This is a genomic window from Tenacibaculum sp. Bg11-29, assembly GCF_002836595.1.
Lineage (GTDB): Bacteria > Bacteroidota > Bacteroidia > Flavobacteriales > Flavobacteriaceae > Polaribacter.
On the sequence record NZ_PJBB01000003.1, the window covers coordinates 3,152,854 to 3,179,697 of the forward strand.

A 26,844-nucleotide genomic window follows, 5' to 3' on the forward strand; every position below is an offset into this window, starting at 1 on the left:
AATTTACTAAAGTACCTTTTATAATTCCATCAAATTATCAACTAAATTTTCATCCAATCTTGTTCCGTAAGGATCAATAGCAATATAGCTAGGTTTCTCCTTTACAATTATCTTTAGCTCTGTAAGCTCCTTCGTAAGCTTATTTGAGTTATAATATAAAATTGAATCCGTAGCTTTTACAGTAGATGGATGTTTTGTGAAAACGCCTATTTTAATAGATTCATGTATTGATATTTCTTTTATTTCTCCGTTCGCCAATGTTTCAAAACGTTTTGCTTTTACTTTTGCTGTAATTTCATAGGTTCCGTTTGCTAATTTCTTAAAAGAACTTTCCGTTATTCCTAAATCGTACGTAATTAATTTTTTAAACCAATCATTAATTAATGTATGTTGTTTTACTGGTGTTATTTTATAAAATTCGTCTAATAACTCAACAGAAGTTACAGCTAACTTATTAATTGATCTGTATTTAGTAGTTATTGTTTTCATTACCTTATTTACCTGATTCTCCCCAATTAAATCTCTTAATCCCAACATAACAGTAAGCGCTTTACCATAAGCAATGTAACTTTGTCCGTCTACTTTATAAACCGGTTGTTCAACAGAGCTTGCAAAAGATCTACCTCTAAAATATCTATTTCTTGCATTTTCAGTTAAGGTATACAGCACTCTTTTTCCGTACATTTTTTCTAGTATAACAGCTTCTGTATATTTTGCAAAACCTTCAACTAATAAAGAACCTCCCGCAACAGGTTTGGCAGATAAAGTATGTCCCCACCATTGATGCGCTACTTCATGAACCACTCTTTTTGCAACCACATTAAACGTTTCATCATCACTTACATTTGTTAAATACAATCGATCTTCTACCATACTTATAACACCGGGATGTGCAAAGCCTCCAAATGGCCAATGTGCAGGCACCTCTGCAATTCTTACATGGTTAAAATTATATTTACCAAAATTTTCTTGGCAATAATCTAATGTTTGTTTTACACTGTTTTCGATGTCTTTAATATTAAAATTGTGATTAGCATCGTAATATTGTTCAATTGAAATTCCTTTATAATTTATTTTTTTTGTGCTGTATTTTGCTGAAAAATAACCGACTTCTGGTAAAATTTTATTCTTAGATTTATAGTGATAATAATTCCGGTTATTTTTAGACCATTCTTTTAATAGTTCACCTGAACTAATAGCTATTTGATCATTAGATGTTGATATAACAGTTTCAAACTTTATTTTTTCATGTTTTACATCTTCCAATAAAATATGAGCTTCAGAATTATCTTCTTCAATTCGTTTCGGTAAATTTCTTCTTTTTCGTTCAGACCTATTGGTAATTTCTAAACCCATAGTATATCCTAAAATTGGGGCAAAATTTCCAAAACGATTTATGTACGTACCATTATTTACAATTGATCTATCTGTTTCATAACCTTTTACTTCTTTCTTTAATTTAAAGGTATATTTTAATGAATCATTTGGTTGTAATGGTGTATTATACTTAAATAAATATGTTCCGTATACGGTGTCGTGCATTACTAATTGTGCATTTTCTATCGTAATATTTTGTAATGAAACTCTTTCTGTTATAAATAATTCAGATAATGGTTGTTTGCTTTTATTTTTTAATACATAATCAGCAGACACAGTATACATTCGTTTTGATGGATAAAAATCTACTCTTGTCTTTTTAGAAATTGGATATAATCGATCTATGCTATCAAATTTTTTAAATTTTCGTTCATAGTTTTCACTAAAATCTAATTGATCATTCGTTGTTTCATACTTAGAAATAATGTTTGTATTGTAATAAACAAAACTACCTGCGCTTAAAAGCAATACAACTAGTATTAATGTAGTATATTTTTGGGCGCTAGTAAAGTTTAAAACCAATTGCTTAAGTTTAATAGAAAAACTAGCAACTAGCCCCCTATTCCAAATTTTAAAGGATAAAACAGTTAGTAGTAAACCTAAGGCTAACCAATATATTACTAAATGATTAAATAGGTTTGAAACACCATTAAAACCATCCATATTATTAAATTTTATTCTTGGTAAAAAACCAAGGCTTGTTAATGGATGTTCTAAACCAAGCATGCCCGATTTTAAGCTTAATAATACAATGAATCCAAAAACACCCATTCCTATATATTTACTTTTTGCTAAACTGTTTATAAAAAAGGAAATCATACAAAATACAAGCAATTGCATACCATAATGATAATATAAAGAAGCATATAAGCTAAATTCAAAATTCGTGTAGTTTAAACTTACTTGAAATACCATGCACATTATAATACCTGTTGTAATTAAAATTATAGGCAATGCTAATAATGCTGTAAATTTTGATAGAAAGAAGACACTATTTTTTACAGGTGTTGCATCTATAATAATATTGAAATTTAAATCGCGTTCTCTCCAAACAATCTCAGCACTATAAAAAATGATGAGTATCAGACTAAAGAGAGTTAACTGATCTAAGAATAAATCAATTAATTGATTGGTAAAAGGATAAGTGCTAACACCATATTCACCACCACCAATTACAGTCGAAAACAATTCAGAAAATACAATAAGCAACCACATAATTAACACTACAATAAAAGGTAAACTCTTAAAAATATTTTTCAATTCTAACTTTAGCAGTGCATAAAATGCCAATTGTTGTGCTTTAAAGTTATGTAAGGCAACTACTGGTTTATATATTCGTGTTTTAATTTTAGCTATTTTTTGTTTTGGTACTTTCTTTATTTTTTTGATAGTTTTACGAAATGAGAATACTCGATAGGTAGCAAATAAAATTCCTATAGAAATCAAAATCCATACAAGTCTGTTCAATAAAAACAAGCCTGAAAAAGAGAGTAATTGAGTGTTTTTTTGAAAAGGTGTCCAATATTGAGTTTGCTCAAAAAAAGCAGCAACACCAAAAGAATCTGCCACTGCTGCTATTGCCATGCTTTCTGGTGAAGCAGGAACAGATTGTGCTAATAATGGTGAGTTTAAAAAAATAGCACTTATAAAGTATAACATGTAAATAAATACAGCACTTGCATAGGTTGCAATACTGTTTTTTGTTAAAATACTTACAGAAAATACAATGGTAGCGCAAATAAATACATTTGGCAATACGATATATAACCACGGTTGTAGGTAAGTTATTAATTGAAAGTCGGCTAACCTTTCTGGATCTAAATCAGAAAAATAATTCCCAAAAATATATCCAACTAAAAAAGGAGAAAATGCTAAAACACTAAATATAAATGTACCTAAAAAACGACTCCAAAAAAAGTGACTTTTTTTAATAGATGAGCTATAAATTAAACTTTCCATATTGTGTTGTTTATCTCTAAGTACTGCGCTAATAGCAAAAAACATAATAATAAACACGCTACCTAAGGTAAATATACTTGTATGAAAATATACTTGATATATAGCATTAAAATTAATGCCTTTTGGCGCAAAACCTTGCCTTCCTACAAATACTCCTAAAGCCAAAAATAAGATTGCAAATATTGGAAAGGCTCGTTGCTTAAATTGATAAAAAACTTCGAATTGTAATAATTTTTTAAACATAATTTATACAGTTTTAGTAGCTTGATTAAACAATGTTGCGAAATAAAAATCTTCTAAATTAGGAACAATTAATTCAAAACCAATTTCTGGTTTTATGGCAGACAACACTCTAATTTGAGTTTCTCCAGCGACTAATTTTGTAGAAATAACATCAAAAGATTTCTTATAAATAGCAATGTCTTTTTTAGGAATAATTTTTGTCCAAATTTTCCCTTCAATAGTAGCGACTAACTCTTTTGGACTTCCTTCTGAAATAATTTTCCCATTAGATAAAATTGCCATCTTAGGGCATAAATCACGAACATCTTCAACAATATGGGTAGATAAAATAACAATTACGTTTTCCCCTATTTCACTTAATAAATTTAAAAAACGATTGCTTTCTTCCGGATCCAATCCAGCGGTTGGTTCATCAACAATTATTAATTTAGGATTCGCTAATAATGCTTGTGCAATTCCGAATCGTTGGCGCATACCTCCAGAGAATGTGTACACTGCTTTTTTTCTGTGCTGATATAAATTAACCTGTTGTAATAAGGCGGTTACTTGTTCTTTTCGTTTTTTATTATCTACTATTCCTTTTAACACAGCCAAGTGATTTAATAATTTTTCAGCAGATATTTTAGGATATACTCCAAACTCTTGCGGTAAATACCCTAACTCTTTTCTTATTTCATGTGGTTGTTTAATAACATCTATATCATTAAAAGTAATACTTCCAGAAGATGGTTCTTGCAATGAAGAAATGGTACGCATTAAAGAAGATTTTCCTGCGCCATTAGCACCTAACAATCCAAACATTCCGTTTGTGATTTTTAAATTAATTCCATCTAAAGCTTTTACACCGTTCGAGTAGGTTTTTGTTAAATCATTAATTAGTAATGTGTTCATAATTATTCGGCTTTTAATTATTTGTAAGTACAGCAAACTTATACTCGAATAAAAAGAAGGACTAATAAATATGACTTAGCGCAATGTTTTAGAGTTATACAGGGGTAAAGTTGTTATTAATTGAGTTTATCAATAAAATGTAGCTGTTGGTGTTAATTATAGTAGTGTCTATCAATTTACTTGTTAGTACTCTATAACATGAGTATTTTTGAATTATGGTACACTTTTTAAAAAAATATAAAGCCTTCGGACTAGGATTTATAATTGTTTTAACAGCAATTGTGTTAATGCATTATTATAAGTTTCTTCTTATACCTGATGATGCACCAATAGAAATATTTTTTGTTTTTACTTTCTGGTGGCTTCTTATTTCACTTCCTATTTATAAGTTTTCGTATATAAAGAAAAAAAGAAAGATTATATATAAACTTATAATACTGATTATTCTTTTTATTGGTACGCTAATTATAGATTCTAGAATGAAAATGCCTGATAATCCGATTACATTTATTTTATTAATGGGGTTTTGGGTAGGATTTGCATATTTACTAATGCCATTATTTGTTAAAAGATACTGGAAGTTAATTGTATTATTTTATGCACCTCTCTTTATATACTTTCTATATCTACGCTTGTTTTCAGGTGATTTAGAGGCATATTTAAAAATTAAAGACGAAATACCTTTTGCGATCTTTTTTGTACCTATTCCTATCTTTTTCGCGCTGTGGGTGTTCGAGCAATGGAAATGGTTAGAGAATTTAAAAGCTGAAAAAGCACAAGCAGAATTATCTTTATTACGAACTCAAATAAACCCTCATTTTTTCTTTAATACACTAAATAATTTATATGCCTTAACTATTAAAAACTCTGAACAAGCACCAGAAGTTATTTTAAAATTATCAGATATGATGCGGTACACTATTTATGAAGGTGAAAAGGAAACGGTAAAACTTGATGATGAAATAACGTACCTAAAAAATTACATTGAATTACATAAAATAAGGTATAAAAAATCAGTAGATATTACTTTTAATCATAACATTAATAGTGATTTATCTGTAGCGCCGTTATTGTATATTATTCTTTTAGAAAATGCTTTTAAACATGGTATTGAAACACTAACAACGGATGCTTATATTCATATTAATTTATCAGAAAACGCTGATTTTATTTGTTTTGATATTGAAAATAATTTCGATCCAAATGAAATACAAGAAACTAATGGTATTGGACTTACAAACCTAAAAAGAAGGCTTTCTTTACTATATAAAGAGAAACATATATTTACTATTAACAAAACCAATACAACTTATAAAACAACGCTAAAAATTTTAAAATATGCTTAAGTATATAATTATTGATGATGAGCCTTTAGCGCATGAAATTATTGAAGAGTTTTGCAGTATGTTGCCATATGTACAATTACAAAAAAACTGTTATAATGCGATAGAAGCGATGCAGTTTTTGAATGAGAATACGGTAGATTTTATGTTTTTAGATATTAATATGCCTAAATTAAAAGGATTAGATTTTTTAAAAACATTATCAAAACCACCAAAAACTATTATTACTACGGCATATAAAGAACATGCTTTAGAAGGATTTGAACTTAATGTAACTGATTATATTTTAAAGCCTTTTAGTTTTGATAGATTGGTAAAAGCAGTAAATAAAGTATCGGAAAGTCAAAACACAAAAACAATTATAAAAGAAGTTGCAAATATTGTAGATAGTACTCGTTTTTTTGTTAAAGGAGATAAAAAGCACCATCAAATTAATTTAAAAGACTTGCTATATATTGAAGCTTATGGTAATTACACCAAGTTATTTTTAAAAGATGAAATGATTGTAAGTCATGAAAAAATATCTCATTATGAAGAAATATTAAACGCTTCAAATTTTTTAAGAGTCCATAAATCGTTTATAGTTGCTATTGATAAAATTAAATTTATTGAAGGAAATAGAATTTTAATAGATATACATAAAATTCCTATTGGGCAAACATATAAAAGTAGTATTAATAAGCTGTACGGAAATTAATAGCGATTCCAATTTTAGTTTATAAAATGGCATCAATATTCAAAATACTATTCGTTTTAAGTGTAAAAAAAGGTATTGTGAACTACAATACCTTTTTTAATGCACTTTTTTGTCTATTTCGCTTCGTCTATGCTAATTTCATTTACAGATTCAAAAAGTTCTGTGATTACATGTTGTAAATTACTTGGAGTAATCGCTCTAAAATAAGTAAGTAAATCTTTACTTGTTGCGTATCTATTCGTACTTAATTTTAACGAGCCATTTATACTGTTCCAATCTTTAAGAAATTGTTTTAAGGCTAAATTTACGTTGTTTTCTCCAATTGTTTGTTGCAATTTATACATAGCAATAGCACCTTTCGCATAATAAATATAATCTTGATTCTCTACCAAGGCTAAAGATGGCTCCTGCCCTATTTCTCTTTGTTTCCCTTTACTATATTTATCTTGCTGAATTTTTAAAAATTGTTGTACTTTTTCATCAGAATATTTTTGTTTTAACACCATTAATGCTGCGTATTGCGACAGTGTTTCTAGAATTAAATTTTTTCCTTTAACATTTGCAGCTGCTACTTGCATACCAAACCATTGATGCGCTAATTCGTGAGCGGTAACATAAAAAGCCATGTCTACATCTTTTTTATCGTCAATATCTAACACAAACCCGATAGCTTCAGAAAAAGGAACAGTACCAGGAAACGATTGTGCAAACTCGGCATAACGAGGAAACTCCATAATACGCATTTGTTCGTATTGATATTCACTAAAATTAGTACTATAATAATCAAAAGAAACTTTCATCGCTTGCATCATTCTATCTAAGTTATACTGATGTGTTTTATGGTGATATATTTCTAATTCAACCGGTTGCTTTGTTGTCTCATATTTAGCTATCCAAATGTCTTTTTTAACCTCATATCTTGCAGAAACAATTGCGTAAAAATTCATTATTTTCTCATTTACTTTATAATGAAAATAGTTACGGTTATTTGCTTTCCATTCCTTTAAAATTTTACCTGGAGCAATAGCCGTTTGGTCTATTTCGGTTCCAATGATCATTTCAAAATTAATCCCGTCAGAATCGCCTCCTGTTCTTGAGTTTAATAGCTCGTTTGCATCATTTATTAATGCTTTGTTTGCTCTTTTAGGTAATTGGTATACGATACGTTCTTTTTTATCTTGAAGTTCATACTTTTTAGTATATCCCAATGTTGGAAGATTTTCGTTATTGAAAAAAGTTCCGTTTTCAACAATATTAGAATTTGAGTTTGTTCCTGTAAAACCTGTAGATGTAAACGACTGCTTAAAATTCATTTTAACTACTGCTCCCGGTTGTAAAGGACTCTTTAACTTATGAATTACATAATTATAGGTACTGTATTGCGTGTTTGTAGTTGCGCCTCCTTCAAAATTAAGATAGTCAATAATTACATTGTCTTCTATTAATTTTTGAATATGTACTTCGTTAATCGGAGTATTAGTGGTGTTTTTAAGTATATAAAAACCTTCGGCTGTGTAATTTCTTTTAGAAGGATACAATTCCACATTTAAATTAATACTTACAATTTTAGGCTGTGGCAAATATTCAAACTTCTTTAATTTTTTTTCATAACCAACTCTAAAATTTGTTGTTTCAGAGGCTGTCCAATACTTATTTAAAACATTGGTGTTGTAAAAAATATAACTCCCTACAACCGTAAAAGATATTATAATGAAAACCGTAAATTTTAAGAGCGATTTACTCATGCGATTTTTACTAGCTTTTACTCTTTTTATAAAAGATGTTTCCGTTCCTCGTACTATAAAAAGTGATGCTAGTATGATTAAGAATATTCCGAAGAGCAACCAATAGGTTTTAATTAGTAAATATGGTTTTAAAAAGTGTCCGTAACCATTCATATCAGAATAAATTCCCAAAGAGTTTCCTCCAAAATTACTCAACGGATGGTTAAACCCCAATGCGCCCAATGTAATGGAAACGATAAAGAATACTAAGCTGAATAAAATTCCAATAAATTTATTATTAACAAGCGATTGAATGAAAAAAGTTACGAGTGCATACAAGGCAAGAAAAGGTAATATTTCTAAAAAGAAGCCATAAAAATATACTTGAAGCTCATAATTGTAATAGCCACTTACTGTTTGAAAAATAATACCCGAAATAATTAAAGATAGCATTAAAACAATACAAATTAAAATAAGAGCAACGTACTTGCTTAGCAAGTTTACAAAGCTTGACATGGCGGTTGCATCATAAATAAGGTTCAATTTAGCAGTACGCTCTCTCCAAACAAGTTCTCCTGAATAAAAAAGAATAATTATAATAAAGAAAAAGATAGATGTTTCTTGTAGTTCTTCTACAATAAAGTAAGTTATTGGGTAACTATCAACATCATAAACAGTACCTAAACTCACCGAATTTATTAGTATAATAAACGCACCACAAATTACAATTGCTAAAAACGAAGGCTGTTTACATATATTTACAAAGTAAAACCATGAAAACTGTTTTAGCTGCGACAATTTAAAAAAGAATCCTTCTTGTATTTTTACTTTAGGAATTTCAATTTTAGTAGCATTGTTCGTTTCTAAATTAATGTTTTTTTGCCCCTTCCCTTTAAATCGTTTGTTTGAAACAACACTAAAATTGAATTTTTTATACCCAAAAAATAAAATAAGCACACTTAATACAAACCAAAACAACTTACTATAAGCTAAAGCACTAGAAAAAGGAATCATTTGTGTACTTTTTTCAACGATTGACCAAGATTCTGTTACAGTAGTTAGTGTTGTTAATGAAAAAGGATCAAAAATTCCTTTCCAAAATTGATTTTCGATCGATTTAGTCAATAAAAAAATAACAAATATAAATACACCTTGCGTGTATACAACCACCAGTTTTTTAGTTAATGCACCACTTACAAAAAACAAACAAGCGCCAAAAAATAAGGTAGGTATCGTTATCGTTATAAATGTATACAGGTATGTAAATGGATTAAAACTTAAATAAGATTCAGCATCTTGCCAAGGCATAAATTCGCCTACAATCATACCTAAAAAAAGCCCACTAAACACAAATAATAATACCACAAAAGATCCTAAAAACCTCCCCAATAAATAATCCCTCTTTTTAATTGGGTTTATAAATATGAGCGATTCTATTTGATACTGAAAATCTCTTAATACCGAAACTCCCATAATCATAGACGCTAATACCATAAAAATAGCGGTAATTGCTGCCATTGTTTTAGCAATTACAAATGGTGAGTTTTTTTTGATAGCTCCTATTTCAACTCCTTGAAAAATAAAATCAACACCAACTATCGAAAATAAAAATAGAAATAAGAAAAATACGTAGGTGTCTGCTCGTTTAATTCGATACTGAATTTCAAACTTAAATATAGTATACCACATCATTATATAATTGATTTAAGGTTCGTAGTATTACCAAATATTTGAGAGAAATACACATCCTCTAAATCGGCATTAATTGGTGAGAATCCATTTCCTGGGTTTGTATCACTAAGAATATGAATAATAGGTTTTCCTAAAAACAACCGCTCACTAATTACTTGATAGTTGTTTTTATAGCTTTCTAATTCAGGCTTTGTAATCGTTTTTTCATATACTCTCCCTTCGAGGTTTTCTATTATTTTTAGTGGATTACCTTTTAATAATACTTGTCCTTGGTTTATAATCGCCATATTGGTGCATAATTCTTTTACATCTTCTACAATATGTGTAGATAAAATAACAATGGTGTTTTCACCTAGTTCACTTAATAAATTATAAAACCGATTTCTTTCTACAGGGTCTAAACCGGCAGTAGGCTCATCAACAATCAATAATTTTGGATTGTTTAATAATGCTTGCGCAATACCAAAACGTTGTTTCATTCCGCCAGAATAACCATTTAAATTTTGTTTTCTTACATCGTATAAATTGGTTTTATGTAACAATGATTTTACCAGTTCTTTGCGGGTAGGTTTGTTTGTAATTCCTTTTAAAGCGGCAAAATGATTTAACAACACTTCGGCAGATATTTTAGGGTACAATCCAAATTGTTGTGGCAAATACCCTAATACTTTTCGAATCTCATTTTGTTGCTTTAAAACATCTAAATTACCTAATGTAATAGTTCCTTTATCTGCTTCTTGTAAAGTAGCAATGGTGCGCATTAAAGTAGATTTTCCGGCACCGTTTGGCCCCAATAAACCAAACATACCTTTTGGTATTTCTAAAGAAATATTTTGTAACGCCTTAACACCATTGGCATACGTTTTAGAGAGATTGTTAATTATAAGTTCCATGTTTTTGTTTTAATTGATTCACACAAACATATTTACAAGGCCTCTAAAACAAAAGAGAATGGGATATACGAGCCTATAAATGGGATACAAATACGCAGCGTAACTATAAATCTCTTTATACCATATAAAGGTGTTTTTGTATACACTATCTAATCGTTTATCAACTTATTTGTAGGAAGCCGTTTATTTAATTAATATTGGCTTATGAAGTTAAGAGTATCAGATAAAAAAAAGAAAATTATAAAACGTTTTTATAAAATAAGTCTTGTTCTTATAGGGCTAATTATTGTTCTATTTAATGACACTTTTGGTAAATTAGAAGGGTTTGTAGAGTTTATTGCGTTTTATTTTATAGTTGTTTTTATTACAATTGCCTATTGGTTATTTAAACAAATAAGAGCAATTATTCGATTAAAACATGAAAAAGCGAAAACAGAATTATTGCATTTAAAAAGTCAGGTAAATCCGCACTTTTTTTTCAACACGCTTAATAACCTGTATGGAATGATGGAAAAAGATTCAAAAGAAAGACAAATGGTGCTTAAACTTTCTGATATGATGCGTTATAGTATTTATGAAGGTCAAAAAGATTGGGTAACTCTTAAAGATGAGTTAGCGTATTTACAAAATTATATTGAGCTTCAAGAAATACGCTATCATAAAAAATCAGATATCCAATTTAACCACCAAATTGAGCATTTGGATAGTAAAATAATGCCGTTACTTTTTATTATTCTGTTAGAAAATGCTTTTAAACACGGACTCGAAAATTTAGAAAAAGAAGCATATATTCATATCAATTTAATTGCCAATAAAAAGGAGGTTATTTTTAATATTGAAAATAATTTTGACCTGCATCAAACGTCATTAGAAGGTGGTATTGGCTTACATAATTTAAAACGAAGATTGGCCCTTGTATATCCAAAAAAACATTCACTTTCCTTTACTATAAATAACACTATTTATAAAGCGAAACTAATTTTAAAGTTATACTAATGCGATACTTAATTATAGATGATGAACATATAGCGCATAAAATTATTATGGAGTATTGTGAAATGCTTCCTGCTATGCAACTACAAAAAAACTGTTACAGCGCTTTAGAAGCTTTAGAGTATTTAAATACACACGAAGTAGATTTAATTTTCTTAGATTTAAATATGCCCAAATTAAAAGGTTTTGAGTTTTTAAAAACCTTAATCTTACCTCCTAAAGTTATTGTAACTACTGCTTATAGTGAGTTTGCTATTGATGGTTATGAGCTTAATATTACCGACTATTTGTTAAAACCTTATAGTTTTGAGCGTTTTTTAAAGGCGGTAAATAAAGTTAATGACATATTAAATACCAATAAGGAAACAGCTATTCCTAAACAAGAAAACGAAGACTCTACGAATAATCAAATATTCTTAAAACAACAGAATAGTCACATACAAGTGGCCGTTAAAACTATTTTATATATGGAAGCTTCAGGTAATTACACAAAGGTTTTTACCACTACTGATACGATTACAGTACGAGGAAAAATTTCAGATATCTTAGTTTTGTTACCTAAAAATGAATTTTTGCAAGTTCATAAATCATTTGCCATTGGTACAAAACATATTCAACGTATTGAAGGGAATAGAATTCATATTGCTAATACTGTTGTTCCTATTGGTAAATTGTATAAAACCAATGTTAATGAGCTTTTAAAGTAGGTATGAAAGTGTAAAAAGGACCTATTCTATACTTATTTTCACTTCTCTCCTACCGCCGTTTTGGTAAAGCGTAATCCATTAACAAGTTTTGATAAACATTTGAAAAGAAATAGATATTAAAGGATGTTGTTTTAATCAAAAAATTATACGTTTAATTTCGTTTAGAAATACTAAATAATATCAATCCAGCAATGATTATAAGACCACCTAAAATTTGCACAGGATATACTTTTTCATCAAAAACAAATGCTAATAATACTGCAAAAAACGGAATAAGATTCATACTCAATGCAGAAATAGTAGTTCCTAATTTTACAACACTATAATAGAAAATTGAATATGCAATTCCAGAACCTAAAACACCCATAAATAAAATACTCCACCAAAATGAAGGTGCAGTTGGGACAGAAATAGTTAATAAATGTGGAACTGAAAATATGGCAAATAACACTAATGCGAAAAAGGAAGCAATACCTGTCATTGTTATAGCATCTATATGCGATAGGTACTTACTAACAATAATTTGTGAGAATGAAAATACCAAAGCCATTAGCAATATATAAATATCGCCTATTTCAAATTTAAGATCAAAAAATTGTGTTATATCTCCTTTAGCTAAAATAATTAAAACGCCAATAAAACTGATAATGATAGCCAGCCATTGCTTCAATTTTAATTTTTGTTTTAAAAAGAAAAATGAAAATATTCCTGTTATGGCAGGAGCTGTAGCTATGATTAATGATCCGTTAATAACACTCGTAGTTTTTAAACCTACATTAAAAAAATAAATAGTAAGAAATATCCCAAAAAAAGCAGTTAAAAATATATGCCACCATTCTTTTTTTGTGAATTTAAATTGAAACATTTGTTTCCTATTCTTGATAAATAATATGACGAAAAGTGTTAATGCACCAAATAAAAATCGCCAGGTTGCCACTCCTAAGGGAGTATAATACGCTAATGCTATTTTAACAGCATAAAAATTGGCTGCCCAAAGTAACATTGTTAGTGTTAAAAATAAAAAAGGGATGAGTTTATTCATTTGCTATTTTTTAATTATAGAAATCATTTAAATTTTAAGTTAAAATATAAAAGTTTCAAAATGCTGAACTTCTTCTTCTAATTCTAATAAAAAGACTTTGTCTTTTGGATAGTATTTTGATTTGGTGTAATCCTAACCAGAAAAGGCGCTGATATCTTCGTAAGATTTCCACTGTGTTACGGTATGAAAATGACACACCTTTCCTTCTATTCTTCTCAAAATTTCGATATTTAAAATCCCAGAGACCGATTTATAATCAGCGACACCACTTTCAATTAAATATTCTAGATATACATCAGCATCTATAGCGTTTACTATGCCATGCCATTTTCTTGTAATTATACTTGATTTATTAATCATACTACCATAATTATTTACACTGGTGCAAATATAACATAATATTTAAACTACCAAAACTTGTTTTACTAGTTATAATTCTATTACTTTGCACCATGGATAATGTAGAAATTATAAAAAATATGCCCTTAGACGGGGGAAATCTATCTCTCAATTTCATCAATACTTATAAGGATCGATTGGTTGCAAGCCCTATCGATTATCTTACTGGAAAAGAAGAATGGATTGCATGGTTAAAAAAAGTTGGTATTCTAGAAAATGAAATAACAAACTTTGATGACGTCGATTTCAATTTAAAGGAAGTAAAAAAGAAAAGAGAATTTTTACATCGTGTATTTCAAGGACTTGCTTTTCATAGGGAAATAAAAGAAAAAGATCTTAAATGTTTTGATTCACTCTTGCAAAAAATCAGAAGAGCAACTAAAATATTTGTGGTAGATAATATCCCACAAGAATATTTAGAGATAGATGCAAATGATCTAAATAGCTATATTTTAAAAATTGGAAAAGCTGCCCATGAACTTTTGATGTCTGAAAAAACAGATAGAATAAAAGAGTGTGGAAATTGTGGTTGGCTTTACTATGATTCTAGTAAAAACAAATGTAGAAAATGGTGTAATATGGATACTTGTGGTAACGAAGTAAAGGCTAGAAAATATTATGAAAGCAAAAAAAAACTAAAAGATAAGATCGTATGAGTAAAAGAATAAATATTACAACGGGTAGCCCATGGGAAGATAAAGTAGGCTACTCTAGGGCGGTACAAGTTGGTAATATCATTGAGGTTTCTGGTACTACAGCTACAGATAAAGAGGGTAACATCGTAGGGGTTAACGATCTATATTTACAAACAAAAACCATTATAGAAACTGTGAAAAATGTATTAGAAGATATGGGTTCGAGCCTCAAGCATGTGGTTAGAACACGTATTTATACTACTGATATTTCACGTTGGGAAGAAATAGGAAAAGCACACGGCGAATTTTTCAGTACTATAAAACCTGCAACTGCTATGGTAGAAATTAGCCGGTTGGTAAATCCAGATATGCTAGTAGAAATAGAATTTACAGCAATAACAGAATAACTTTAAAATAAAATAGCATGAATTGTAATGCACCTTGCCTACCAGTAGGTTGTTTAGTAGAAGAAAAAAAGAAAACACAAATAGTGTCACTAAAAAAAATAGCAAAATGGTTTCTTTCGTATAGAATTTGTGGAGCTGAAGATGCTTCAAGATTTAAATAATTTAAAATATGTTTGAAATAAAAAGAGCACATAGAAACGATTCTGAACTTATACTTAAATATATTAATGATCTTGCTATTGCAGAAGACCTCCCTTATAAAGTATCAGCAACTAAAGAAGATATTGAGCAAAATATATTTGATAAAAACTCATCAACTAGCGCATTAATTTTTTATAATAAACAAATACCATGTGGCTTTGCTGTTTATTACTTTACCTTTTCTACAGCTACAGGAAAAAAAGGGTTGCATCTTGATGATTTATATATTGAGCCATCACATCAAGGAAAAGGCTATGGAAAAATAGCGTTAACCTATTTATCTAAAATTGCAATAGAAAACAATTGCGCGAGATTTGAATGGTGGGCTTTAAAGACCAATGTTTCTGCAATACGATTTTATAAAAGCGTTGCCGCAAGAGAAGTAGATGAAATAGTAGTCTTTCGTTTAAACGAAAAAGAGATTAATATGATGTCAAAAAAATAGAATAATACCAGTTGTATGCGTACCAAAAAAACAAACTATTCATAATTTAAGACAGTAAATGAAAATGATAACAAAGAAAGAAGTTGCAAATAAATACATCAATTATCTTGAAAATGGTGACATCGAAAATGTAATTAATTTGTTTAATAAAAAAGGTATTGTTGACTCACCACTTTATGGAACTAAAAAAGCAAAGGAATTTTATCACGAATTGAGTAATGATACGACAAATTCTAAACTTCACCTATTAGGAATTTTTGAAGAAAAAGACACCAGCAGTATCGCACTATATTTTACCTATAAATGGACTTTAAAGAATAATGAAAAAGTTGAATTTGATGTTGTTGACATTATAGATTTTGACGAACATAATAAAATTAGCAAGTTAAAGATTATATATGATACTGTGATTTCTAGGGAATTATTAGGTAAATTATAAAATATTTAACCCCTCTATAAAATTAATAAAAAGAGTATGAAAGCATTAACTTTTTCTAAGTTTGGGAATCCAGATGTCCTTGAGTATATTAATATACCAACTCCAGAAATTAAAGAAGGTGAAATTCTTTTAAAAAATGAAGCCATAGGTTTAAACTATGCTGATATTTATAGAAGAAAAGGGAATTATCATTTAAAAGGAAAGGCTCCGTATATAGCAGGATATGAAGGTGCTGGTATTGTTGTAAATTCAAAATCAGATAAATATAAAATTGGAGACAGATTAGGATACGCAGATGTTCCTTATGCAAATGCAGAATATGTCGTTATTCCAGAAGCTCATGCTATACCAATTCCAAAGAATATTAATTCTAACTTGGTAGCTTCTGTTTTATTACAAGGGCTCACTGCTCATTATTTATCTAACGACAGCTATACTGTAAAAAAAGGAGATTGGGTACTTATACATGCAGCTTCAGGCGGTGTAGGTCAAATTCTCACACAATTATGCAAAGCAAAAGGTGCTAAAGTTATTGGACTAACAAGAAGTCTTAAAAAAATGGAAACTATCATAGCTAACAAAGCAGATTATGCCATCCAATTAAATAAAAACTGGAAACAAGAGGTTAAGAATTTAACAAACGGCAAAGGGGTAGCTGTGGTTTTTGATAGTGTTGGAATTACTTTGTTAGATAGTTTTGAGGTAACAAAAAACTGTGGTAGTGTAGTTTTTTATGGTATGAGTGGTGGAGATCCACAACCAATAGATCCTAGAATGTTAATGGACACCAGTAAAACGTTAATTGGCGGAGATCTTTGGAGTTATTTAATTAACGCAGACGAACGAAAACAAAGAGCCGAAAAATTATTTAGCATGATTACAAACGGAGACCTATCTATTAAAGAGCCCGTAAAATTTAAGCTTTCTGAAGGAAAAAAAGCACATCAATTTTTAGAAAGTGGTAAAAGTTCTAGTAAGATTTTATTAATTCCTGATTGATAATGAAAAAATATGATATCTATCAAATAGACGCTTTCACTAAAAATAGGTTTAAAGGGAATCCTGCAGGTGTTGTACTTAATGCTAAAGGCTTAAACGATACTCAAATGAAACAGATTGCTCGTGAGTTAAACAATTCTGAAACTGCATTTATTTTCCCCTCAGATCATCATTTAAATGATGGAGTCATTCGTTATTTTACACCTACAGTAGAAGTTCCTATTTGTGGGCATGCTACTATTTCGGCAATGTACGCTATGGCCATATCAGAAAATATGGATTCTTGTGTATTGAGAATGAAAACTAAAGTAGGGATACTACCTTTTGAAATCATTAGAAATAAAGATGATTATAAAATAAAAATGACTCAAGGTAAAATAACGATTAACGAACCTTTTAACGCCGAAATTAGACAAGATATTATTTCTGCTTTAGGGTTATCAGAAGATGATATAAATAAAGATTGTCCGATTCAAGTTGTTTCTACAGGACATTCTAAAATAATGATTGGAATCCATAAAAATAAGGTGCTTAATAATTTACAACCAGATTTTGCTAAACTAGCAGCATTAAGTTATGCCATTCAATGCAATGGATATTATGTGTTTACGTTCGATTCTGATGAAAAAGATTGTTTGATTAACGGTCGCATGTTCGCCCCTGCTATTGGAATAAATGAAGATCCTGTTACTGGTAATGCCAATGGTCCTTTAGGAGCATATTTGGTATATCATGGTTTAACTCCTCACAATGGAGAACATTTAAAATTTAGAATTAAACAAGGACAAACTATGGGAAGAAAAGGATATATGGATGTTAAAGTAAGTATAGAGAACAACCAACCAAAAAAAGTGCAAGTTACAGGCAATGCTGTAGTGGTATTTGAAACTGAAATAAGCCTTTAAAAATCACTAGAGATTATCAAATTAAAAAAGGAATAATTAATTTAATTAAAAAAGTAGTATGTCAAATCTTGTTTATACATCGAATATAAAAATAAAACGAAAAAAAGGTTCATTACGCCATGCCTATTTACCAGCAGAAAAAGAACCTGTACAATTTGGCCTTCATGGCGCTATTGCAAAACACTATGGCGTTAGCGATACTATTGATGATCCGCATGCAACAACTATTGATTACTTAATTTCTGCTGTAGGAGGCTGTTTAACGGGCACGTTTGGAGGGGCTTTAAAAGTTCGTAAAATTGATGCTGATAATGATAAACTTACGTCTGATGTTATCGGTGAAGTGGAGCTTGAGGACAATGTATTAGTTATTAAAAGAATACTTGTTAAGTACACTCTTTTAGCCGAAGAAAAAGACAGGAAAACTATAGAGCGTGTACATAAAATTCATAAAGAATATTGTGCTGTATATAAATCTGTTTATAAAGCAATAGATATCACTTCAGAATTAAAAATTGAAACTATATAATTCACTTATTTCATGAAAATAATTTAATATCAAAAAACCTGAGCATTATTAAACGCGCATCGTTCATAACGGCACATTGTATTTTATGTGACTAAATTTCGTTTAATCAATTAAAAAATGAAGTCTCTAGTATTATTGAAATAATCACAACTGCTGTAATGATTGTTCTGCGCATAAACATAGTGATGTTCATCCTCATTTTCAATGCTCTGATTGTGGAAAGGTAGATTGTTTGGATGCCTTTAATGTTGCTATTCCTAAAATACCAAATAGGAAAATAGAAGTTTCACAATTATTAATACAAGGTAAATGTGAAGAATGTTTTGTGTAACAACTGCTGTGCTGCTTTAAAAGTGCTCGAATAATTGAATACGCATGAAGTTGATTTAAACACGCCTAAACTAAAAGGTTTTGAGTTTTTAAAATAGCTTTAAATTATAATAATGAACCAATTAATAAACCCAAAAGTTAGTATAGTTCTCTATAGTAATTTTTGGGTTTATGATTTAAATAATTACTCTGACGAGATAACTTCTATACACTTGTTAAATCCTGCTATGATTCAACATTATGCCAAATAGAATTATATTTTAGTTATTAATCCAAATACAATATTTTTATCTTCATCATTTGTAATTTGAGCTTTATATAAATATGTTTGAGGGTTTAAAATTTCAATAATTTCAACCTCTATTAAATTCCCTTCTTTATGTTTGTCTTTTTCTAAAGACATTTTAAGAGTCTCTAACTGATATTTGTGATCATCAGTCCACTTTATTTTATAAACTTGTTTACCTGCTAAACCTCCTTTTTCAATTTGACGATTTTTTCGTCGTTTCATTATTGTTTTACTGTAAGCAGGGTTTTCATATTTAAACTTACCACGATGAAATGCTTTACATTTTAAACGATCTTCTTCTGGTAATTCATAAGTTTTATACTTTGAATTCACAAAATAATATACAGCTTGCCAACACTCATTCGTCATTTTCATTAGGTAAAATAACTTTCCCTTTTTAAAGTGTTCTAAACTGCCTTGTCTCCACCCTTCATGCTTATAAGTGCTTTTATCTTGGTTAATTTTTATATCATAACGTTTACCATTCTCATCTACACAATAATCAATTACCACTACAGCTACCTTGCTAACATCATTAACAAAGGTTTGTGAATACGAATGAAAGGAAATAATTATAAATAAAAGAAAAAGACATTTTTTCATGTTGCTAGTTTTTAGCTAAAGTACTTTATCTTTTTTCTTTATAAGAAAAGTAATAAATTCTAATTTATCTGCTTTCTTTTTAACTAAAATCAAGCTTAGAAAATCAATAATATTTAGTACTGAATATCTAAAATGTAGATGTTCATTTTTACCTTAAATATTCTAAATCCATTTTCTTTAATTTTAGTTTCGATCTAACAATATTTACTAATAACTTAATGAATATAAATTGTCACTTCCAAACCAATTAGAAAGTGTTTTTAAAGCATTCAAAGATAACTCTTGTGTAAAAAGAATAGCTAGTCTCTTTTTGGGACGAGAACAACAAACGTAAAATAAATTTCTATTCCTTTCGTAAGTACTCTGTTTTCCTGAGGGAATAGCTGTATTATGCCACGTTAAAAATTGATCCCAATTATAATGATTCCATCCTCTACCTGCAATGATAAGAACATTGTTGAATTCTTTCCCCTTTATTCCATGTTTAGTAGAAAAAGGTGTGTTCTTATTTATATATTCAAATAAATTTATTACATCTTGATAGTTTATATCTTTTAACTTTTCAATTTTAGAAATAAAAGATTTTTCTTCTTCTGGAACTTCCTCTAAAAGCTTAATTCTAGCGAATTTGGATTCTCTTTCTTCAACTTTTGGTGATAACCTTGGTTGTGCTGATGTTTTTAGCAACGCAAGTACTTCTCCAATTGTTCCAGATTTTCTAACTTCTATTAGTTGGTTTAAATTTGAATTCCAAATTGATTTATCATTTTGATTAGTCAATTTAGGTGTATTGGAATTTAATGCCGAAAACATTTCTCCATATTTTTTATTTTCAAAGGCCCTACAAACTGGCTCTAAGACATCAATGAAAAACTTAATATAATGATCGTTCATTTTTAAATAATCATCTGAATCTCTAAAAACTGAAGCTAGATTTATATATCCTTGCTCTTCGGCTAAAACATTATTCGTTAACATTAATATTTTCGTGTTTTCAAAATCAAATTCCCAATCATTTTCGGTTAGTAATTGTTTTACTTGTTGAATACTTGTTTTTGATGATTCAATTGGCAAATCACCATTCCAATGACCTCCAGCCCTCCTAGTTCCTGTAAAATTATTAGTATGAAATATAGTTATTTCCCCTTCCGAATCTGGATCTTTCTCATTTTGAGAAAGATCTGGTCTCATCCTGTTTAATGCGTGAACTATATTTTTTTCAGATCTAAAATTGGCGTTTTTACCGATTTCACTAATTCTTTCATTTTCGATTAGACCACAGGCATTAGAACCATATATTTTTTGCCAATGGTCTCCAAATAATCCAATCATAATATCATAATTTGAATCTATTAATTGGCTTATAATAGAGTCTGCTAAGTCTGTATTAGTATCTTGATATTCATCAATTAAGATTATAGGAAACCGATCGGTTAATAAGCTTTTAAATTTTTCTTTTGATAAAAGATGAACCATAATTTTTATTACATCATCGTGGTGCAATAAAATTTCACTGTCTGTAGCTTTAGGATAGCCTAAATCATATTTAACTACTTGATTGTTTAATCCACCAGCTTCTTTAATTCGACTTTCCCATTTTTTACTAATAGAAGGGATAAATTCTCGAATACTTTTTTGAAACCCACTTAAAAAACTCCAACTAAATGCATGTATCGTATCTGCATAGATAATAGGATTGTTATCAACCCTATCTTCTATTTCTTCCTTTGCTGTGTTTGTATATGTTATGCAGGCTATCTTTTGATTTTTTCTAAGGAAAGAAGTTTCTTTTTTATCAATTAAGTATTGCAACACCTTAATTAATGAGTAAGTTTTTCCCGCTCCTGCCCCTGCTTCTAATCTAAAACATTGATTATCATCAATCGCTTTGTAGAGTTTTGCTAATGCTGCTTCTGATGCTATTTCAGCTGGACTTTTACTATTAGTTGTCATTTTCTTCAGTTGTTTGATTAGTAAGAACATTTTTCGACAACCAAGTGAGACCTTCTTTTATGTATAAAGGGATATTCCAATCCGTTTTTTCTAAAGCATATTCCAAAGCAAAATTTGCTTTTTTATTTTTCAGTTTTTCGGCTTGCTCATAAGCTTCCTTTTCAATAGCACTTTTTTCATTTTGAGTAATTCCAAAAAGAGCTTTATTTGTAATCATAAAAGCATCTTCAAAACTTCTTCCACAAGGGCCATGTTCTCCTTCGGGTATTTGATAGGAAATTCTTCTGGCTTCTAATTCTTTTTCTTCAAAAGTTTTCAGTTGAATTTGACTCAAAATTGAATCATCACCATCAGATACTGGCTCTTGTAAATCACTAAACCATTTTTTTAATCCTGTATTGCTTGTTTCATTACCCTTTGAAACAAGACAAGCTGTTCGGTTATTATTTGTATCGATTGCATCGAGGTCAGTTATAATCAATGTTTTTAAATTCAAAAAATCTAAAAATTTGTAGAAATGGTGAGCATAAGCCCCTCCAACTTCTAAAATCGTTAAATACTGACTACTAAGTTTTTTTTCTAGTTCACTATCTATTTTTTTTATAAAGCTTGGCATTAAGATTCTTTCTGTTGCTCCTTCAATCAAAATTGCTTTATCAGAGAAAAATAAATCAGATTTAGTAAGTGTTAGATACTTGTATATAAAATCTTTATCATCGTTATCTTCTTCTGTCTTAAAAGCTTCTTTTAAATCTTTGATTTCGGTTTCAGCTAAAATGCCATCATTTTTTGTTAAAAAGTAACGAATAGTATCAAAATCAGCCTCGTTAGCTATATGAGTAGAATGTGTACTTACTACAAACTGTACAGGCCATTTTACACCTTTGTTTAAATCGTTAGAAAAAGTTTCTGCTATACTATAAAGTTTAGAGATAAAAACTTCTTGCATTTGTGGATGTAAATGAGCTTCAGGTTCTTCAATAAAAATAAGATGATTTTTTACAAGTATTGGATTAGATTGGTATTTTCTGAAATATTCAAAAAGCTTAAAGAGGATAAATATCAAATTTCTAGAACCAAGACCATTATACGTTTCTGGTAAGGTAATCCCTTCAGATTTTTTATATAAGATTTTAGTATTACTCTCTACTATTGTCTCTGCGTTGAAAGTTGTTTTTGTAGTAAGATTTGGGTCAGATAAACCAGGATAACCAAACATACTTAGTGTTGGTAAGAATTCATCTAATTTTTCTTTTAAGTCTGTATCTATAAAATTCTGAATTTTATCAACTTCTTCATTTAATGATTTTGATTTTTGCTTCATATCTTCTGATGCATTTTCATTAGAAGCATTTTTAAAAATACTACTCAAGACTTTTCCCAAAACATCTCTCTCACTTTGGGTAACATCATCGAGTCCTCTTTGAGCATTAATAAAATCTACACCGATAAGTTCCAATAATTTGCTATGGTCTACTTTTATAATATTGGTATTATCAGTTGGATCAATAGCAGTAATTTCCGTAGTGTATAACTTAACAATTCTTTCTCTAATAATATTTAAAAATTCGGGATTTTTGGGGTCATCCAAATCATAAAAAAATGCTTTAATTTTTCCGTCTTTTAATTGATAGCTAATGTTAATTATTGCTTCTGTGTTTTCTTCTTCAAGGTCAATAATAAATTCACTTAAAACACCGTAATCAAATTTATTATCATCATAATCAACAAGTAATTGTAATTCAATTTTTGGAAATAAATCTCTAATTGTATCTTCACCTTCATCAGCTGATTTATTAGTTAATGCTTTACGAAACTTCTCAATAGCTGAAATACTGAAATCCTCTAATTTGAATTTTTGAGAATTTGATTCTGAAAAAAAACGCCTAAATATTTCTGTAAGCGAAGTTTTACCTGAGTTGTTTCGTCCAACAATTACTGTAGATTTATCATTAAAAGATAAATCTATATTTTTTAATAATCTAAAATTATTTATTCTTGCATTTTTTATTTTCATTTTACTTAATTTTTCATAATTTTAAATTAAAGGTAAATAATTTTAATCTGTAATATTAACGGAAATCCGTAACTAATTAAAATGGCCCTATCCCATATACATTAGCACTTCGCTCCTATCTTCATTTATGAAAGGGGTATTACATTTATAAAGAAACATTTAAGAAGGAAATAATCAATAATTTATATATACTTATCTATTCCAATATTCCCATAAAAATGAAAACATAATACAATCCTGTCAATATAAAAACAACACCAGCAACTGTGCGCATCACTTTTTCAATTCTCGTAATGCTGTTATAAAAAACACCTATTTTTCCTGCTGTAAAAGCCAGTAAATACGTAAAAATAATTACTGGTAACCCTGTTCCTAACGCAAATATGATGGGCAAATAAAGTCCGTCTGCTGATACAATTGACATAGGAATTAACATTCCGAAAAATAAAGCACCACTGTAGGGGCAAAATGCCAAAGCAAAAACGACACCTATTAAAAAAGAGCCTAAAAGCCCTTTGTTTTTAAATTTTTCAGATAGTTTTTCTTGAAAATTCGATTTCCCTAAAAAATGGAGTTTTATTATGTTTAGCATAATCAAGCCAATGATTATTAATAAAAGCCCTAAATATTTCTCTCCATTCTGATTGAAAAATCGAGCAATATGAAACTTGCTTGCACCAAAATATAATAGCAAGCCAATTGCAGTATAACTAAACCCTCTACCTAAAGAGTACAATAATCCGCTTAAAAACACTTTCCTTTTACTCGAAATGTTTTTAGATATAAATGCAGTTGCAGTGATATTGGTAGCTAAAGGACATGGGCTAATGGCGGTCATTAACCCGAGTATCAATGCCGATACTATTGGAATATTGTAATGCTCTAAGAGTGATTTTAAAAAATCCATTTAGAGCGATTTTAATTCAGTAGCTATTTTAGCTTTCAGTTCTTTAGAAAAGGCATCTTGGTCATTTCCGTTCATAAAAGCAAAATCGGTTAAATTTATGTGAGTTTCTTTTCCTTTTTTTATCACGTTTAAGATTAATGCTGTTCCTAAAGCCTCGAATTTTTCAGCAATTTTTTCGTTTTCCTTTTCATCAACATTAATAATCTGAAATGTAATTTTATGGTCTTTCAATTCTTCAGCAAAATAAGTATTCAATGTGTATTTCGTGTTTTTTTCAATAGCATTACAGGTCATACATCGACGTGTTGAATGAAAATCTAGAACCTCAATTTTTGAAACAGATGTATCTAAAATAGTTGCTTGACTCTTATCTTGGTTTTTACAAGATGTGAATAGTAGCGTAATTACTACAATTGTTAAAAATTTGATTGCTTTACTCATGTCTTTAATTTTTGTTTTGTTTTCGTGAATTTTCGATTTCATTTTTATAGATTTTATAATATGATGTTAAATAAATAGCCTGATATGATGATACAAAGTGTAACGACACTAAAAAAGATGGCAATTAGTTTTAAGGTCATTACTTTTTTTAAGAGCATTGCTTCTGGTAATGATAATCCTACGACTCCCATCATAAAAGCAATTGCAGTTCCTATGGGAATCCCTTTAGCCACCAATACCTGAACTACCGGAAGTATACCTGAAGCATTCGAGTACATAGGAATAGCCAAAACTGTAGCAATAGGAACCGCAAGAAGGTTGTCTTTATTCATATACTTTTCAAAAAAACCTTCTGGAATATAACCGTGCATTAATCCACCAATTGCAATACCAACTAAAACATAAGGAATAATACCTTTAACTATTTTTGCTACTTCTGCCCAAATAATTGGTAAGCGTTGTTTAAAGGTTTGTTTTTCTACTTTAAATATGTCTTGGTCTCTTTGAGCGTTTGCTAATATTTCTTTTACCCAAGGTGTTAAATAGCCTTCTAGTTTTAGGTTTTGAAGTATGATACCAGATATTGTGCCCAATAACACACCACTAATTACATAGAGTATTGTTGTTTTTAAACCAAACAAGCCAATAAAAAGACCAATGGCTACTTCATTAACCAATGGCGAAGTAATTAAAAAAGAAAAGGTGACACCTAACGGGATTCCTCCTCTTACAAAACCAATAAATAAAGGAACTGATGAACAAGAACAAAAAGGTGTTACCACACCAAAAAGACTTGCCATAAGATATTCCAATCCGAATAATTTATTTCTTGACAGGTAGTTTTTAACCTTGTCTATAGGAAAGTAACTATTAACGATTCCCATAAAAAAGATGACTACAAAAAGTAAGATTAAAATCTTTGTGCTATCATAAATAAAGAAGTTTAAAGCTTCCGCTAAATGCTCCTCTTTACTTAAATTTAAGGTATCATAAACAAACCAATCTGCTATATTTTGTATCCAATCAAACATTTTTAATCGTGTTAATAGTACCAGAGATTGAACAAGACAATTTTACCGTATTGTAAATAGTACCAAACTTTTCAATGTTCTTTTTAAGCAAGTCTGGATTCAATTTTTTATCGTTGCTGTAAATTGTTAAACTGTAACTAATATTTTCCATTCTTGGCGGATTTTCAAGACGTATCGCATTTACTTCAATGGTAGCTTTGGTATACTTAAATTTCATCATACCAGAAAAGCGCTCCACATTTTTTAATATGCAGGAAGCAAAAGAACCTAAGAATAATTCGGCAGGATTTGGCAAGGTTTCAGCAGTCTTTGATGTTGTGCCAAAAGCTATATTTGATTGCTTTATATGAACAACTGCATCTTGTTTTGAAACAGCTGAAGCCTTGATTTGATAATTCATAGTCGGTTTTATTAGTTTAACAGTGCCAATACCTCCTCTTTTGAAGGTACTCTACCTTTAATTGTAATTACATTATCTATTACCAAAGCAGGTGTAATCATTACGTTGAACTCCATAATTTTCATTATATCTTCCACTTTTTCAATAGTAGCATCAATGTTATTTGTAGCAACTACTTCTTTAACAACACCTGTCATTGATTGGCATTTTGGACAACCTGTTCCTAATATTTTAATAATTTTGGTCATAGTATTTATATTTGTTTATCGCCAATAGACGATGTACTTAATGAATTACCTCGATGCAAGCCTCGGGGAATTTACCCCTTGGCTATCGCCCTGCGATTAAAAATT

Annotated in this window: 26 protein-coding genes; 12 read left to right on the forward strand and 14 right to left on the reverse strand. The window is 29.4% G+C overall.

Going from position 1 to position 26,844, the window contains the following annotated elements:
- Nucleotides 1–18 precede the first annotated feature (18 nt).
- Together CXF68_RS14380 and CXF68_RS14385 are read right to left on the reverse strand one after the other, a co-directional pair.
- On the reverse strand, nt 19–3,579 hold the full coding sequence (locus CXF68_RS14380) for a M1 family aminopeptidase (RefSeq protein ID WP_101045818.1): 3,561 nt from the start codon (nt 3,577–3,579) through the stop codon (nt 19–21).
- Nucleotides 3,580–3,582: 3 nt separating this feature from the next.
- The gene (locus CXF68_RS14385; RefSeq protein WP_101045820.1) at nt 3,583–4,470 is read right to left on the reverse strand and encodes an ABC transporter ATP-binding protein; all 888 of its coding nucleotides are present in this window, start codon (nt 4,468–4,470) and stop codon (nt 3,583–3,585) included.
- A gap of 215 nt (nt 4,471–4,685) precedes the next feature.
- On the opposite strand from CXF68_RS14385, the gene CXF68_RS14390 reads away from it, so the two are divergent.
- The gene (locus tag CXF68_RS14390; protein WP_101045822.1) at nt 4,686–5,816 is read left to right on the forward strand and encodes a sensor histidine kinase; all 1,131 of its coding nucleotides are present in this window, start codon (nt 4,686–4,688) and stop codon (nt 5,814–5,816) included.
- The gene (locus CXF68_RS14395) at nt 5,809–6,510 is read left to right on the forward strand and encodes a LytTR family DNA-binding domain-containing protein (protein ID WP_101045824.1); all 702 of its coding nucleotides are present in this window, start codon (nt 5,809–5,811) and stop codon (nt 6,508–6,510) included. The genes CXF68_RS14390 and CXF68_RS14395 overlap by 8 nt, the downstream gene beginning before the upstream one ends.
- Before the next feature lie 113 nt (nt 6,511–6,623).
- Here the strand turns inward: CXF68_RS14395 and CXF68_RS14400 are convergent, their stop codons facing one another.
- Together CXF68_RS14400 and CXF68_RS14405 are read right to left on the reverse strand one after the other, a co-directional pair.
- Nucleotides 6,624–9,926 (reverse strand): M1 family aminopeptidase, encoded by a 3,303-nt coding sequence (locus tag CXF68_RS14400; protein WP_101045826.1) that lies wholly within the window; start codon nt 9,924–9,926, stop codon nt 6,624–6,626.
- Entirely contained in the window at nt 9,926–10,819 is an 894-nt protein-coding gene (locus CXF68_RS14405) for an ABC transporter ATP-binding protein (protein ID WP_101045828.1), read from the reverse strand. Before CXF68_RS14405 ends, CXF68_RS14400 begins: the two co-directional genes overlap by 1 nt.
- Before the next feature lie 204 nt (nt 10,820–11,023).
- Here CXF68_RS14405 and CXF68_RS14410 point away from each other — a divergent pair, with 204 nt between their 5' ends.
- Nucleotides 11,024–11,815, forward strand: coding sequence for a sensor histidine kinase (locus CXF68_RS14410; RefSeq protein ID WP_101045830.1), 792 nt, complete (start codon nt 11,024–11,026; stop codon nt 11,813–11,815).
- Nucleotides 11,815–12,519 (forward strand): LytTR family DNA-binding domain-containing protein, encoded by a 705-nt coding sequence (locus CXF68_RS14415; protein ID WP_101045832.1) that lies wholly within the window; start codon nt 11,815–11,817, stop codon nt 12,517–12,519. Before CXF68_RS14410 ends, CXF68_RS14415 begins: the two co-directional genes overlap by 1 nt.
- Nucleotides 12,520–12,670: 151 nt before the next feature.
- Here CXF68_RS14415 and CXF68_RS14420 read toward each other — a convergent pair whose 3' ends face one another.
- Both CXF68_RS14420 and CXF68_RS14425 read right to left on the reverse strand, forming a co-directional pair.
- Nucleotides 12,671–13,561: a DMT family transporter gene (locus tag CXF68_RS14420; RefSeq protein ID WP_101045833.1), complete on the reverse strand. Its 891-nt coding sequence runs from the start codon at nt 13,559–13,561 to the stop codon at nt 12,671–12,673.
- Nucleotides 13,562–13,693: 132 nt separating this feature from the next.
- Nucleotides 13,694–13,921, reverse strand: a complete 228-nt coding sequence (locus tag CXF68_RS14425) for a hypothetical protein (protein WP_101045834.1) — start codon at nt 13,919–13,921, stop codon at nt 13,694–13,696.
- Between the two features lie 92 nt (nt 13,922–14,013).
- Between CXF68_RS14425 and CXF68_RS14430 the strand changes: the two genes are divergently transcribed.
- The 8 genes from CXF68_RS14430 to CXF68_RS14460 are packed head-to-tail and all read left to right on the forward strand — an operon-like array spanning nt 14,014 to nt 18,520.
- Nucleotides 14,014–14,616, forward strand: a complete 603-nt coding sequence (locus CXF68_RS14430; protein WP_101045835.1) for a CGNR zinc finger domain-containing protein — start codon at nt 14,014–14,016, stop codon at nt 14,614–14,616.
- Nucleotides 14,613–15,002, forward strand: a complete 390-nt coding sequence (locus tag CXF68_RS14435; protein ID WP_101045836.1) for a RidA family protein — start codon at nt 14,613–14,615, stop codon at nt 15,000–15,002. Before CXF68_RS14430 ends, CXF68_RS14435 begins: the two co-directional genes overlap by 4 nt.
- 17 nt (nt 15,003–15,019) lie before the next feature.
- On the forward strand, nt 15,020–15,163 hold the full coding sequence (locus CXF68_RS20630) for a hypothetical protein (protein ID WP_157821943.1): 144 nt from the start codon (nt 15,020–15,022) through the stop codon (nt 15,161–15,163).
- A gap of 8 nt (nt 15,164–15,171) precedes the next feature.
- The gene (locus tag CXF68_RS14440) at nt 15,172–15,648 is read left to right on the forward strand and encodes a GNAT family N-acetyltransferase (protein WP_101045837.1); all 477 of its coding nucleotides are present in this window, start codon (nt 15,172–15,174) and stop codon (nt 15,646–15,648) included.
- 58 nt (nt 15,649–15,706) lie between these two features.
- Nucleotides 15,707–16,087, forward strand: coding sequence for a nuclear transport factor 2 family protein (locus CXF68_RS14445; RefSeq protein ID WP_232771667.1), 381 nt, complete (start codon nt 15,707–15,709; stop codon nt 16,085–16,087).
- Nucleotides 16,088–16,123: 36 nt separating this feature from the next.
- A complete protein-coding gene (locus tag CXF68_RS14450; protein WP_101045838.1) occupies nt 16,124–17,086 on the forward strand; it encodes a quinone oxidoreductase in 963 nt (320 codons plus the stop codon).
- A gap of 2 nt (nt 17,087–17,088) precedes the next feature.
- Entirely contained in the window at nt 17,089–17,991 is a 903-nt protein-coding gene (locus tag CXF68_RS14455) for a PhzF family isomerase (protein ID WP_101045839.1), read from the forward strand.
- 58 nt (nt 17,992–18,049) lie between these two features.
- Entirely contained in the window at nt 18,050–18,520 is a 471-nt protein-coding gene (locus tag CXF68_RS14460; protein ID WP_101045840.1) for an OsmC family protein, read from the forward strand.
- 583 nt (nt 18,521–19,103) lie between these two features.
- Here CXF68_RS14460 and CXF68_RS14470 read toward each other — a convergent pair.
- The 8 genes from CXF68_RS14470 to CXF68_RS14505 form a co-directional block, all read right to left on the reverse strand.
- Nucleotides 19,104–19,742, reverse strand: coding sequence for a hypothetical protein (locus tag CXF68_RS14470; protein WP_101045841.1), 639 nt, complete (start codon nt 19,740–19,742; stop codon nt 19,104–19,106).
- Nucleotides 19,743–19,949: 207 nt separating this feature from the next.
- A complete protein-coding gene (locus CXF68_RS14475; RefSeq protein WP_101045842.1) occupies nt 19,950–21,695 on the reverse strand; it encodes a UvrD-helicase domain-containing protein in 1,746 nt (581 codons plus the stop codon).
- Nucleotides 21,685–23,712 (reverse strand): ATP-dependent endonuclease, encoded by a 2,028-nt coding sequence (locus CXF68_RS14480; RefSeq protein ID WP_101045843.1) that lies wholly within the window; start codon nt 23,710–23,712, stop codon nt 21,685–21,687. The genes CXF68_RS14475 and CXF68_RS14480 overlap by 11 nt, the downstream gene beginning before the upstream one ends.
- A gap of 196 nt (nt 23,713–23,908) precedes the next feature.
- On the reverse strand, nt 23,909–24,619 hold the full coding sequence (locus tag CXF68_RS14485; protein WP_101045844.1) for an aromatic aminobenezylarsenical efflux permease ArsG family transporter: 711 nt from the start codon (nt 24,617–24,619) through the stop codon (nt 23,909–23,911).
- Nucleotides 24,620–25,102 carry a nitrophenyl compound nitroreductase subunit ArsF family protein gene (locus CXF68_RS14490; protein ID WP_198553827.1) on the reverse strand — a complete coding sequence of 161 codons (483 nt, stop codon included), beginning with the start codon at nt 25,100–25,102 and terminating at the stop codon, nt 24,620–24,622. It lies immediately after the preceding gene.
- Between the two features lie 11 nt (nt 25,103–25,113).
- Nucleotides 25,114–26,091, reverse strand: a complete 978-nt coding sequence (locus CXF68_RS14495) for a permease (RefSeq protein ID WP_101045845.1) — start codon at nt 26,089–26,091, stop codon at nt 25,114–25,116.
- Nucleotides 26,084–26,491 carry an OsmC family protein gene (locus CXF68_RS14500; RefSeq protein WP_101045846.1) on the reverse strand — a complete coding sequence of 136 codons (408 nt, stop codon included), beginning with the start codon at nt 26,489–26,491 and terminating at the stop codon, nt 26,084–26,086. Before CXF68_RS14500 ends, CXF68_RS14495 begins: the two co-directional genes overlap by 8 nt.
- 11 nt (nt 26,492–26,502) lie before the next feature.
- Nucleotides 26,503–26,739, reverse strand: coding sequence for a thioredoxin family protein (locus CXF68_RS14505; protein WP_101045847.1), 237 nt, complete (start codon nt 26,737–26,739; stop codon nt 26,503–26,505).
- Nucleotides 26,740–26,844: the final 105 nt, after the last annotated feature.